4 protein-coding genes are annotated in these 13,222 nt (G+C 72.4%); 2 read left to right on the forward strand and 2 right to left on the reverse strand.

Annotation, left to right across the window (positions count from 1 at the left end; translation table 11 throughout):
* Nucleotides 1-40: 40 nt before the first annotated feature.
* Together ACFY3I_RS17090 and ACFY3I_RS17095 are read right to left on the reverse strand one after the other, a co-directional pair.
* A complete protein-coding gene (locus ACFY3I_RS17090; RefSeq protein ID WP_390861249.1) occupies nt 41-3,862 on the reverse strand; it encodes a S8 family serine peptidase in 3,822 nt (1,273 codons plus the stop codon).
* Between the two features lie 274 nt (nt 3,863-4,136).
* Nucleotides 4,137-8,102, reverse strand: coding sequence for a S8 family serine peptidase (locus ACFY3I_RS17095; protein WP_390861250.1), 3,966 nt, complete (start codon nt 8,100-8,102; stop codon nt 4,137-4,139).
* A gap of 368 nt (nt 8,103-8,470) precedes the next feature.
* Between ACFY3I_RS17095 and ACFY3I_RS17100 the strand changes: the two genes are divergently transcribed.
* Nucleotides 8,471-9,529 (forward strand): LuxR C-terminal-related transcriptional regulator, encoded by a 1,059-nt coding sequence (locus ACFY3I_RS17100; protein ID WP_390861251.1) that lies wholly within the window; start codon nt 8,471-8,473, stop codon nt 9,527-9,529.
* A 280-nt stretch (nt 9,530-9,809) separates the two neighbouring features.
* Complete coding sequence (locus ACFY3I_RS17105; protein WP_390861252.1) at nt 9,810-13,109, forward strand: TIM-barrel domain-containing protein; 3,300 nt, start codon at nt 9,810-9,812, stop codon at nt 13,107-13,109.
* Nucleotides 13,110-13,222: the final 113 nt, after the last annotated feature.

The following is a 13,222-nucleotide window of genomic DNA, read 5'->3' on the forward strand; positions in this document are numbered from 1 at the left end:
GGACGCCGCCGTGGGCGTCGGTCCCGGCCGCTCGCGCGGACTACCTGAGGCCGAAGGCCCGGTTGACGGTCTGTCGGACACCACCGTCGTTCCGCTGCTCGGCCGTGACACGGATCGACACGAACTTCGCCCCGGCCGGTGCGTGGAGCCGGGCCCGCCACGAACCCCGGGTCTCCTTCAGGGCCTGCGGATGCCAGGAGGCGCCGTCGTCATAGGACACCTCGAGCCGGACCGAGGTGACGGCGTCCTTGGCCGCGTCGCTTCCGAGCACCACGGGGCGGACCGAGAAGTCCGAGGTGCGTGCCGCACGCCCCGCGCCGTCCAGGTCGGTCCCGTAGTCGAGTTGGGCGAGCGGGATGGCCTGGTCGTCGGCGTTGCCGGAAACGAACGTCCACTGCGTGTGCGTGCTGGAGGAGTAGGGGGTCAGGTCGGTGTTCCCCGTCGTGTCGGCGACGAGCCGGTACGGCAGTTTCCCGGGCGCCAGGTCGCCCACCCCGAAGTCGGGCCGTGGGCCGTTCCGCATCAGCAGCCTGTCGCCCTGGTAGAGCGCGAAGCTCCGGGACATGAGGCCCGTGTCACCGCTGTGGGCGGAACCTCCGTCACCGAATCCCGCGAGTATGCCGCCCATGGCGTCGCCGACGCGGTGCGGAACCTCGAAACCGAGCATGCGGGGCCGGGTGACGGGGCCGAACCAGTTCTCGCCGTGCACGCTGCGCGGTCGGTAGCTCGCGATGTCGGTGAAGGTCGACCAGCCGTCGATGGAGGCGTACTGCTGCCATTTGACGCCCTTTCCGGCGGAGACCCAGTCGGTGCGGTGCCCGGGTGCCACAGGCTCCCGCGGGAAGGGCGGGACGCGCGTGCCTCCGTACACCGAGTAGGGGTAGGCGGCCGGCCAGTGTTCGTACGACGGACTGTCCTCCCGGCTCTCGAGGATCTGCCGGCCGGCCGGCGGGGAGAAGGTGTTGTCGACGCGGGCGAGGCTGCCCGGGTCCGTGGCGGGCGAGGGGTCCTGCGGCACCCCTCCTTGGTGGTAGTCGGCCAGGTCGTACAGGTACGCCGGGGCGGGGTGGGCTTCGACCGCCAGCACCGTGCCGCTCCTTGCGGCGGCGGTGAGGGTGCGGATCATGCGCTCTCCGTCGTCCCGGGAGACCGAGGCGACCGGAAGGGAGCCCGCCGTCCGCTGGTCCGGGTCGCCGTACCAGTCGTACCCGCGGCCGTCCGCGTCGTTGACGACGAGGAGCATGGCCGCCGACGCGGCTCGCGCCGCGGCCGCCTGGTCCGCCGGCGCCACCTGGTCACTGCGTCGGACGACGACGGCCCTGCCGCGGGCGTGCAGGCCGGTGTAGTCGGCGGGCGCTCCGTCGCCGGCGAAGACCGCGGCCACATGCGCGGAGCCGTCGTGGAACGGCGCGGACCCCGGCTGGACCAAGAGGGAGTCCTCCAGGCGGTGGCCGCTGTACGTGATGGCGAGCGGCGTCTGCTTGGCACGGATCCGCGTGGTGAAGACGAAGCTGCCCCGGGTCACCTTGTTCTTGCTCGGCAGGGCCCAGAGGCTGTCGTACGCGGGTGAAGGCATAAGGATCTCGTGCAGTGCCCGGTCGTCGGCGGGCGTCGGCCGATCGGAGCTGAAGGAACGGTAGAGGTCGATCCGGCTGATGCCGACGGAAGTCGGCCTGGGCGTCGCCACCTTGACCCGGCGGACGTGCGACGCGTCCAGGTCGACGCTCCTGTCCGACGTCAACTTCAGTTCGGGCACGGTGAGTACGGCGTATCCCAGGGAGTGCGGTCCGTTGCGGCCCGTCACGTCGAGGGTGGAGACGATCGTGTAGGAGCCGGAGGCCCAGCGGCTGGTGAGGGTGCCGTTCGGGGCCCACATGACGGTCGTCCGCCCGTCGGCTCCGGTGATCTCGACCTCACCGCTGACGGGCTTGCCCGACCGGTCCTTCAGATGAACCGTCAGAGTGTGCTTCTCGGACTCGACGGACAGGCCCGTGGCGGTGTGCACGGTGCCGGTCGCGAAGCCGGCGGTGACCTGGGCCGCGTACTGTCCCGGCGCGAGGCCCCGGGGGTCCGCGGTGACCGTCACCGCGGTGGTGCCGTGCGCGGGCACCGTGACCCGGTCGGCCGCGAGGGTGAACACGCCTGCGGGAGTGTCGCCGCGGTCCACCCCGAGCCGCAGGGAGATCGCGTGCCCGGTCGGGTTGGTGTAGACGATCCGCCGTTTCACCGGCTTCGGATTCCGGTCCTCCGACCAGGGGATGAGCCCCGCGTCGACGGATCCGCTCGCGACCACCTGGTCCTGGAGGTAGGCGGCGCCCACGTCCAGTCGTCCGGTACCGGCCTGGTAGGGGCTGTACTCGGGCGTCAGGGCGCTGGTGCTCATCAAGGCGTCCTTGATCCGCCGCCCGGTCCAGGTCGGATGCTTCTGGGCCAGCAGCACCGCCGCTCCGGCGACATGCGGCGCGGCCATCGAAGTGCCGCTGTCCGTACGGTAGTAGCCCTCACCCGAGCTCATCAGCTGGGAGCGTGCGGCCAGTACGTCCACCCCGGGGGCGGTGAGGTCGGGCTTGAGGGCGTCGTCGTTCAGCCGGGGGCCCGCGCTGGAGAAGTCGGCGAGGTGGTCGGCGCCGTCCACCGCGCCGACGGTGAGCGCGGCGTCCGCCGTTCCCGGCGCGCTGACGCCGTACGGGGCGTTCCCGGAGTTGCCCGCGGCGATGACGAAGAGGGCGCCGGTCTCCGCGCTGAGCTGGTTGACCGCTTGGCTCAACGGGTCGTCCTGGGTGTGCCACGCGGGCGTGCCCAGGCTCATGTTGATCACCTTGGCGTGCTCGGTCCGGGCCGCCCACTCCATGCCGGCGATGATGCCGGATATGGGCCCCGATCCGCTGTCGCCCAGGACCTTCCCGACGATCAGGTCCGCCCCGGGGGCGACTCCGCGTTCCTTTCCACCGGACGCCGCCCCCGTCCCGGCCACGGTGGACGCGGTGTGGGTCCCGTGCCCGTTGCGGTCGGTGACGTCCTCTCCCTCGACGAAACTCCGGGCCGCCACCACGCGGTCGGCCAGGTCCGGGTGCGTGGCGTCCACACCGGAGTCCAGCACCGCCACCCGGACGCCCGCGCCGGTGCCTCCGGCCTTCCACGCCTTGGGCGCGCCGATCTGCGCCGTGGTGTCGGCGAGGTCCGCGCGCGCCCTGCCGTCGAGCCACACCTTGTCGACCCCCGCCGCGAAGGACGGTCCCGTCGCCCTGTCGGAACCCGGGGCCTCCTTCGGGGCGGCCTGCCCGCCGGTGCCGGTCAGGGCGTCCCAGAACACGGGTGTCCTGGACCTCCGCGCCTGGACGGCCTCTGCGTGGACGGAGGGGAGAGCCAGGGTCGTCCTCGTACCCGGCAGCGGGGTGTCGGACCGCAGCCGCCCGCCGGGGGCGCCGCTCCCGGCCGGGGAGCGCGTGACGATCAACGGCAGCGCGCTCGTACGGGCGTCGTCGTAGCCCTGGGCGATCAACTGGGTGATGTCGAAGAGCTGCCTGTCGAGTCGTCCGGCCGCGATGTACGGCATGGCGCGGTCGGGGTAGACGAAGGTGTCCCGGCCCTCGACGGCGACGCGGACGGATCCGTCCGCTCCCGTCACGCCCGTGACGCCGTCCACGGACACCGATCCGTCGGGCTGCTGAGTCGCCGTCACCTTGTCGCCGGTGATCAGCGTCACCGTGACCGGGACGCCCCGCGCCACGGGGACACCGTCGGCGGCGGCTTGCGGGGTCGGACGCGGGGGCGCGCCGTGGGCCACCCCGGGAGAGGTCAGGGCGGCGGCGAGGACGGTCGCCGCCAGAGCACCTGATCTTCGCGTGGACGGAGAACGCACATTGCCTCCTGGATCGTTGACGGACCGGAGCTGATCCGCTGCACAAGGAAAAGGGAGATATTTGAAATCTGGACTACTGGTCTGTCACGTGCGTGGACACCCACGGGTCCGGGGCTCGTGCGGCGGGCCGCAGCAGAGCGGCTCGGGGCGGTGCGCCGGACGCCGGACCGGGACACCGACCCGCGCCGCGGGGTGGCCGCCGGTTCGGCGGGACCCCGCGGGCGCGGGCCGTGGTGTGCGTCGGGGCGTGACGGGCCGTGCCGTGATGCGGGTGTCAGTAGGAGAACCGCTCCAGTCCCGTGCCCCAGCCGTTCACGACCCACCCCGTGCGGGTGTGCGCATCGAGGAAGAGTCCCTGACGGCCGGTGAAGTCGAAGTTGGAGCCGGCGATCGTGGAGGCCACGAGGTTGGCCACCGCGTGGCGTGCCAGCACCTTGCCGGTCGCCGGGTCCAGCACGGTGATCTCGCTCATCGCGTTGTTGTCGGTCTCGACTCCGCTCTCGTACAGGCTCGCCTCCACGGCGACCTGATGGGCGCCGTCCAGGGTCGGCCAGAGGGGACCGCGGGTACCGGTGTCGACCGTGGTGGACGGCGTCAGCGTCTTCTGGTCGGCGGTCAGCCAGGTGCTGGTGGGGAAGTCGCCGCCCTCGGGGTCGGGCTGGGCGGCACCGACGGCCGCGTAGACCTTGTCGCCCCTGCCGTCGGGCAGCAGTGCCGAGACGCACAGCGGCAGCGAGGTGACGGGCGTGACGGTGCCGGTGGCGAAGTCCGCGCCCACCGCGCCGTAGGGGACGCGGCCGCCCAGGCACGGGCCCATCGTTCCGCCGGTGGCGACGAAGACCTCGCCGGTGGAGGCGTCCACCGAGACGCTGTTGTAGGAGCGGTACAGGTTGTCCGGGTTGAGGGCCAGCGACTTGCCGACCCGTCCGGTGTTCATGTCGACCGGCCAGACGCGGCTGAGGCCGCTGTCGGGCTCGTAGGTGGTGACCAGACCGCGGTGGCGGGCCGGGTCCACGGTGCCGCCCTCGAGATAGGCGTTGCCTTCCAGCAGGTCGGAGAGCGCGGTGACCTTCACCGGGGCGCCGGTCGAGGGGTTCTCCACGTCGATCGAACCGGCCGAGCCGGCGAACGGGGTGTGGATGATCAGGGCGTGACCGGTGGCCGGGTCGGCGCCGAGTACCGCCTGCATCGTCCGCCCGTCGGTGGACTGGGCGAAGGAGGAACCGGCGGTACCGGTGGCGAGGTCGTAGCCGGTGGTGGCGGAACGGTCCAGGTGGTACCCCTCGTCGCCTCCCGTCGGGGTGAAGGAGTCGGTGGAGATCAGCGCCCTGCCGCCGGAGACGGTGAAGCTCTCCACGGTGCCGGCGACCGGATCCCCGTCGCGGTACTGCAGGAAGGACGTCGGCGACGCCTGACCGATCGGTGAGCCGTGCCGGGTGGCGAGCACCCGCACCGGGTACTGCAGCCCGGTCGGCAGCTTGAGCGCCGACAGGTCCAGCACGGTGTGGCCCTTCACCGCGGGCAGCCTGACGGTGAGGGTGGACGGGTGGTTGAAGCCGTCGTCGTCGCGGTGGCTTCCGTTCTGGTTGGTGGCGGTGTTCAGCGAGCCGTAGAGCGTGGGCCCGGGCGACATCACCTCGAACTCGGCGCCGTCCGCGCCGGACACACCGGTCGCGTCCCAGTTCACGGTCGCCTTCGACGCGCTGCGGACGGTGTCGGCGGCGTGCGCGCGGGTGTAGCCGTCCGTGGTCAGCAGCGGGGCGTCGGGCCGTTCGCCGGCGCCGAGCCCGATGCGCAGGGCGCGGAAGTCGCCGTAGACGGGGAGTATCCCGTAGAGGTCGGCCTGCCGGATGCCGACGCCGTAGAGTCCGGCGCCACCTGCCGTGAAGGCGGACGCGGGGATCGTCACGGTGCCCTTGGTCCGGGTGAGCGGGGTGGACCACTGGACGTTGAAGTCGTCCACCCCCGCGCTGGGCGTGTAGTGGCCGACGGAGGAGAGCACGAGGCGCGGGCTGTCCAGGTCACGGACGCCGGTGAGGTCGTACGAGACGGTCACGGAGCGGCCGAGCGGCGTGGCGCCGGGGGCCGCCGGGGCGAGCGCCTGCGCGTAGGTGCCGTCGTCGGCGAGGAACGTCAGACGCCGCGAGAGGCCGCCGACCACCTTGCCGCCGCGCAGCGCCTGGAAGGTGACGGGCACGCTGCGGGCGGTGGCGGAGGCGAGCGGCAGCCCGGCGGCGCCCAGCAGTTGGGCGGGCGTCAGGCGCAGGCTCGGCGTGCTGGTGGTGAAGACGCCCCTGTCGCCGACCTTCACCCGGTAGGTCAGGCCGTCGCGGTCGCCGGTCATGTCCAGGCCGAGGGTGATCGGTGAGACGGCGTTCTGGCCGGAGGGCGTGCCGTTGCCGTCGACGGGACCGGACAGGTCGATCGCCGTGGGGTCGGTGGACTCGGTGAACGCGGTGCCGGACTGCGTGGGCAGCAACTGCCGCTGGGCCACCGACAGTCGCACGGGCCGGGGCGCGATGCGGTACCGCTTGGCGAGGACCTTCTCCACGGCGCGGGTCACATCGAGCTGGGTGCCCATGGTGAGCGGCCGGTCCGCCTGCGGGGGCTGGGCGACGGGGTTGCCCGTGGAGACGAGGAGATCCCGGACTTGACGCGGCGTCAGGTCTTGGTGAGTGGCCTTGGCGGCCTGGAGCACGTCGGCCACGGCGGCGGCGATCTCCGGCGCGGAGGCGGAGGTGCCGCCGTTCAGCACGACCTCGACGTCCTGCGCCGCGCAGGGGCTGGAGGTGCAGACGTGCATGAGGGACGGCAGGTCGTCGCCGGGGGCGGCGAGATCGACGCGGGTGCCGAAGCCGGAGGAGTAGGCGGTGGAGCCGTTGTAGCGGGTCGTCGGGTAGACGCCCTGCCGGGTGTCGGCGGAACTCAGCGTGTCGTCGGTGGTGGTGGCGCCGGCCACGATCACGCCGCTGTCGACCACCTTCGACGGCGTGGTGGTGGGCTCCACGTCGTCGATGTCGGTCTGGGCGCCCGCCCTGCCGGTGGTGTCGGTGGGGGTGCTGCCGCCGTCGGGGCCGACGGAGACGGGCAGGGCGAGCCGGGTGCCGTCGTTGGAGGAGACGACCACGGCGATGCCGGACTTCACGATGGAGGTCAGGGTGGCCCGGATCGTCGGGTCGTCCTCCAGGTAGCGGCCGGGGAACCCGATCGACTCGTCGGTGCCGAATCCGAGACTGGCGGTGATGACACTCGGCCGGGGTTTCTGGTTCGCGGCGGCCTTCAGCGCGGCGGTGATGCCCTCGTAGCTGGCCTCCTTCGGCACGACGAGGCGGTACTGGGCGCCGGGGGCCAGGCCGAGCAGGTCGGTGGCGCCGCTGCCGGTCGCCCCGGGGCGCTGCCGGTCGTGGGGGAGAGGGGCCATCATCGAGAAGTCGAGAAGCACCTCGCCGAGGTTCGGGTCCTGGCCCTCGGTCGAGCCGCCGGGATCCAACTTGGCATCGTTGTCGGCCGTGTAGGTCGGGATGAGGGGCATCGACGGCTCGTCGAGGTAGCGCCGGCCGTCCTTGACGACGGTGGTGGGGCCGTAGGCGCGTACGTAGTCGTCACCGTTGTCGGCCATCGACTGGTCGGTGAGGTCGCCGATGGAGACGTTGGTGACGATCTGTCCGGCGCCGGGCAGGGCGTGCAGGTAGGTGTCCGCGTCCGCGAAGACGCCGGCGGCGTCCACGCCCTGGGCGTTGAGGTAGGACTGGAAGGACGTGCCGAGACCGTCGTTGGCGGGCAGACCGGTGGTCGTGGCGGGCTGCGGCGCCTTGCGGGCGTCCTGTCGCAGTACGGCCTTGACGGCCGCGGTCAACTTCACGGGGCCGGTGTTCATCGGCTGCATGGGTGTCCGCTGGGCGGCGGCGCCCTGCCTGGTGCCGAGGGTGTACGGGCCGCCCAGGGCGGCCTGGGCGCGTGCGGTGATCGCGGTGGCGGAGGGGCTGATCGTGGCCCCGAGTCCGGTGCGGCCGGCCGAACGCGGCACGGGGAAGGCGCGGGTGCGGCCCCGCGCGTCGGTGAGAGTGCCGGCGCCGTCGTCCGCCCAGGCCACCTTCGAGCCGTCCGCGAGGGTCAGGCTGTGGCGTGCGGGCGCGGTCGGTCCGGGACCGCCGGCGGGCGCGGCGACGGCCGGGCCGGCCGCCACCAGGGGGATCAGCAGGGCCAGTGCGGCCGCTGCCTGTCTTGCCTGTCGGTGCATCGATGTGCTCCTTGCGCGCGAGGACTTCGGGGGCGGCGCGGGTGCGGGTCTGCCGGCGCTGGCAGCTCCTGCCGGTCCCGCCGCCGCGAAACGCCCGGGCCGTCGGGGTCGGTGTGGCGGTGTACCGGGGTGTGCGGCAGAAGGTGCTGATCACCATGTGACGGGTGCGCCGACGCGGACAAGGGAATGCCGGTGCGGTTGAGCGCAGTTGCGCATTGGCGCGACGCGGGAGCGTCGCACCGGAGGGCGATTGGCCCTTCGATGCCATGGTTTGGACTGCTTTACGGGCCCGGTCGTGACGGCGTGGGAACGCTCCCGCGGTGGACCGGTGCGCGCGGTACGGGGTTAGGATCGCCGCACTCCCACCGGTGAACGACAGCAGGGGCCGCCCGATGCCCGCGGAGCCGCAGGTGCCGCAGATCCCGCAGGTGCCCTGGAGCGGCCTGGGCCTGCCGCCCTTGGCGGGACGGATCCTGGAGTACCTGGTCGGGCACCCGGAGACGACTCCCGGCGAGACGGCGGCGGCCCTGGGCGCGTCAACCTCCGCCACCACCCGAGCACTTCGGCTGCTGGAGTCGGAACTGCTCGCCGTCCGGGTCAGTGGACACGCGGGCCGCTGGAGCGCCAGCCCGCCGCGCCCGGCGCTCGGCAGCCTCCTGGCCCGCCGCCGCGAGGAGCTGGCGAGTCTGGAGACCCATGCCGAGCTGCTCCACGAGATGCACATCGCGGCCACCGACCACCGCTTCGCCACGGACCAGTTCGAGATCCTCGGCACCGAGGACCGGGTCACCGCGCGCTACGCCCACCAGCTGCGAGCCGCCCGGCACGAGGTGCTGCACCTGGTGATGCCGCCGTACGTGGCGGCGGTCGACGGCGTGCCGGACAGGCTGACCGTTCAAGCGGCGGCGATCCGCACGGGCGTCCGCTTCCGGTCGGTCTACGACAGTGACACCCTCACCGACGAGATATCACTGGAGACCGCGCGGCGCGGCGTCGAGATCGGTGGCGAGGTGCGGCTGTCCAGCAGCCTGCCGATGAAGCTGGTGATCTTCGACGGCACCACCGCGATCATGCCCCTGCGGCGGGACGACGCGGCGGCCGGCTCGCTGCTGGTGCACTCCCCGACGCTGCTGCACGTACTGACCGCGCTGTTCGAGAGCCTGTGGTCGCACGGGGTGCCCTGGGGACAGGAAGGCCGCCAGGCGCCACCCGCGCCCGCCTCCGACACGCCGAACCCGCGGGCCCGCGAGGTGCTGCGGCTGCTCTCGCTCGGCATGAAGCAGGAGTCGATCGCCCGCACGCTGGGGGTGAGCCGACGCACGGTGCAGAAGGACATCAGTGACATCGGCACGGCCCTGGGCGCGCGCAACCACTTCCAGATCGCGCTGCTCGCGCAGGAGCGCGGCTGGCTGACCCCGGGCCGGTGAACTCGGCGCCAGGGCCGGGTTCGTCCGCTCCCGGTGCGCGATCGGCTCCACCGGTGCCCGGGGTCTGACAGGGGAGGGCCGCCCTCGTCCGCCGTCACGGACCCACCGGGCGCGACGATGCCCGACGCACCCTCAGGATTGCGGCGCATGACCCTGGTTGGCGTCACGGGTGGTGTGCTGTGATGCCCCTGTGCTTTTGCATCGTTGAAACCAGCGGAGTCCCACACCCGCGTGCGGGTGCGGCAGGGTCCGTCACCGGTCACCGAGAACGGAGTCACTCATGAGGTCTCTTCACAGGAGACGGCGGTCGAGATCCCCGCGCCGATGGGCGGGGATCGCCGCCGCCCTCGGCACGGTCGCCGCCGTCGCCCTCTCCGGTGCGTCGACCGCGTCGGCTCAAGGCGCGACGAGTACGGCCGGCAGCCCCCGGCTGCGGATCCCGTCCGTCACCGCCGGGGACGCCCGCTTCGAGATACTCTCGCCGACACTGATCCGCACCGAGTACGCGGGTGACGGCAAGTTCACCGACGCCCCGACCTTCAACGCCATCGGGCGCGCCGGATTCACCCCCGCCGCCTACACCGCCGACCGGTCCGACGGCTGGCTGACCGTCCGGACCAGCGCCATGACCCTGCGCTACCGGATCGACTCGGGCCAGTTCGACACCGGTAACCTCTCCGTCGCCACGACGGCGGGCGGCGCCCCGGCGACCGCCACTCCCTGGCAGCATCTCACCTGCCGCACCGGCGAGTTGTGCGAGGCGGAGAACCTCCGGCTCGACGGGGTCTCGGTGGCCACCGACCACACCGGCTACACGGGCACGGGCTTCGCCGCGGGATTCCAGGGCACCGGCGGTTCCCTCACTTCTGACATCGATGTCAGCGCCGCGGCGGACTACCAGTTCGCCCTGCGGTACGCCAACTCCCGCGGTGGCGACGGACAGACGCAGACCCGCACGCTGTCCGTCACCGTCGACGGCGGCAACCCGCAGACGGTCAGCCTGCCCGCCACGGCGGACTGGGACACCTGGAAGCTCGCGACCGCGTCCCTGCACCTCGCGGCCGGACACCACACGCTCGCCCTCACCCGGACGGCCACGGACTCCGGGAACGTCAACGTGGACAGCGTCGCCGTCGTACGCCCCGGCGACCCGTACCCGCCCGTCTCCAGCACGGCCGCGGCCGACTGCCGGTTCGCCGTGAGCTGCGAGGCGGAGGCCGCCCGTACCGACGGCACGGCCGTCAGGGCCACCGACCACAAGGGGTACGCCGGGGGCGGCTTCGTCGCCGAGCTGAACCAGGGCTCGACCCTGACCACCCACGTGGTGGGCGTCCCCGCCGACGGCGACTACACCCTGCACGTGCGCTACGCCAACGGCACCGGCGGCGACGGCCTGCACCGGACACGCACCGCCACGGTGTCCGCCGCCGGCACCAGCGGCACGCTGTCGATGCCCGCCACCGCGGACTGGGACACCTGGGGCACCGCCTCCGTCCCCGTCACCCTGAAGGCCGGAACCGACGACATCACGCTCAGCTGCCCCGACGCCACGAGCTGCCACGTCAACGCGGACACCCTCGCGGTCACCACGCCCACCGGCGCGGCCCCGCCCCCGCACATCGCCCTCGGCGGCTACCGGCGCGGACTCGACGGCGTGACCGGCAACGGCGGCCCCCTCGTCACCACGCCGGGACTGCTCGACCGCGACGGCTGGTACCTGCTCGACGACACGACCTCTGCGCTCTACGACACCGGCACGCAGAAGGTGACGCAGCGTCCCGGACACGGCGGCGCCCCGTACCAGGACGGCTACCTGTTCGCGTACGGGCACGACTACAAGCAGGGCCTCGCCGACCTGGCCACCCTCACCGGGCCGCCCGCGCTCCTTCCCCAATGGGCCTACGGCGTCTGGTACTCGGAGTACATCGACCGCACCGCGGCGGACTACCGGAACACGATCCTGCCGGCGTTCCGCTCCGAGGGCGTCCCCCTCGACGTCCTGGTGACCGACACGGACTTCAAGGCCGTCAACAGCTGGAGCGGCTGGGAGATGGATCCGGTGAAGTTCCCGGACCCCAAGGGCTTCTTCGACTGGTCCGCCGCCCAGGGCCTGCACAACACGCTCAACGTGCACCCCAGCATCCTCGCGTCCGACCCGCAGTTCGCCCAGGCGCAGGCCACGGCCAAGGGCAAGCTGGTGAAGGGCGGTTGCGCCTCGGGCGCCGGGGACGACTGCTACACCTTCGACTTCGGCGACCCCGACCAGCTCAAGGCGTACCTGGACCTGCACCGCACGATGGACGATCAGGGCAACGACTTCTGGTGGCTCGACTGGTGCTGCGACGCGGCCCGTTCGACCCTTCCCGGCGTCACCCCGGACGCCTGGATCAACCAGCAGTACGCCACCGCCACCGCACAGCGGATCGGGCGCGGCTTCGTCCTCTCCCGGGCCTACGGATCACTCCAGGCCGGCGGCTACAGCGGCCAGCAGGGGTTGCCCACCGGGCCGTGGGCGGACAAGCGCTCCACGGTCCACTTCACCGGCGACACCTCGTCCACCTGGGGCACGCTGAAACTCGAAGTCGGCTACACCCCGGGGGAGTCGGCGGCGACCGGCATGGCGGCCATCACCCACGACATCGGCGGCCACAACGACACCACGGGGCTGACCGGTTCGGAGACCTACACCTCGGACGGCAGGACCTACACCACGCACAAGCTGCCCGACGACCTCTACGCCCGCTGGGTCCAACTCGGCACCTTCCAGCCGATCGACCGCCTGCACAGCAACCACAGCGACCGGCTGCCCTGGCAGTACGGCACGGCGGCGCGGAAGTCGGCGGACAAGTTCCTCAACCTCCGTGAGGCGCTGGTCCCGTACACGTACACGCTCGCGGAGGAGGCGAACAGCACCGGCCTGCCGATCGTCCGGCCCACGTACCTGGAGTACCCGGACGAGGAGAAGGCCTACACGACGGCCGACAGCGAGTACTTCTACGGCTCCGACATGCTGGTCGCCCCCGTCACCACCGGCGGCACCTCGGCCACCACCTCGGTCTGGTTCCCGCCGGGCCGGTGGACCGACTACTTCACGGGCAAGACCTACACCGGTGGTACGACCCAGGACATCACCACCGGTCTCGACACGATGCCCGTCTTCGTCAGGGCCGGCGGCATCGTGCCCACCCGGACCCACGACGTCGCCGCGGACGATCTCGCCCCCCTGACCGACGTCACCCTCACCGTCGCCGCCGGGGCCTCCGGCTCCACCACCCTCTACGAGGACGACGGCAAGGCCGTCGGCCGGGCCCGCAGCGCCACCACCCCCGTCCGCTACAAGGAGTCCGGCGACGTCCACACCCTGACGATCGGCCCGGCCCGGGGAACGTTCCACGGCCAGCCCCGGCAGCGCACCTGGACGGTGTCGGTCCGCGGGACACAGGCGCCGACCCGCGTCACGGCCGCCGGCGCCACCCTGTCCGCCCACGCCTACACCTGGGACGCCACCACGGACACACTGACGATCACCCTTCCCCGCCACTCCGTCCGCACCCCGATCAGGATCGCGTTCCGCGACTGACCTCGGCTCGTCGGTCCGACGCGTCATGCGTCGGACCGACGCTCGTTCCTGCTCCCGCCCCACGAAGGTTTGGGGCTTGCTGATGCGGTCCGCCGGCCAACCCGGCATGCCTG

Origin of the sequence: Streptomyces sp. NPDC001068, from assembly GCF_042897315.1 — a bacterium.
Lineage (GTDB): Bacteria > Actinomycetota > Actinomycetes > Streptomycetales > Streptomycetaceae > Streptomyces.

Coding starts and splice junctions, on each gene's coding strand:
- ACFY3I_RS17095 (WP_390861250.1), bottom strand. CDS start 8,102: ATGCACCGACAGGCAAGACAGGCAGCGGCCGCACTGGCCCTGCTGATC.
- ACFY3I_RS17105 (WP_390861252.1), top strand. CDS start 9,810: ATGAGGTCTCTTCACAGGAGACGGCGGTCGAGATCCCCGCGCCGATGG.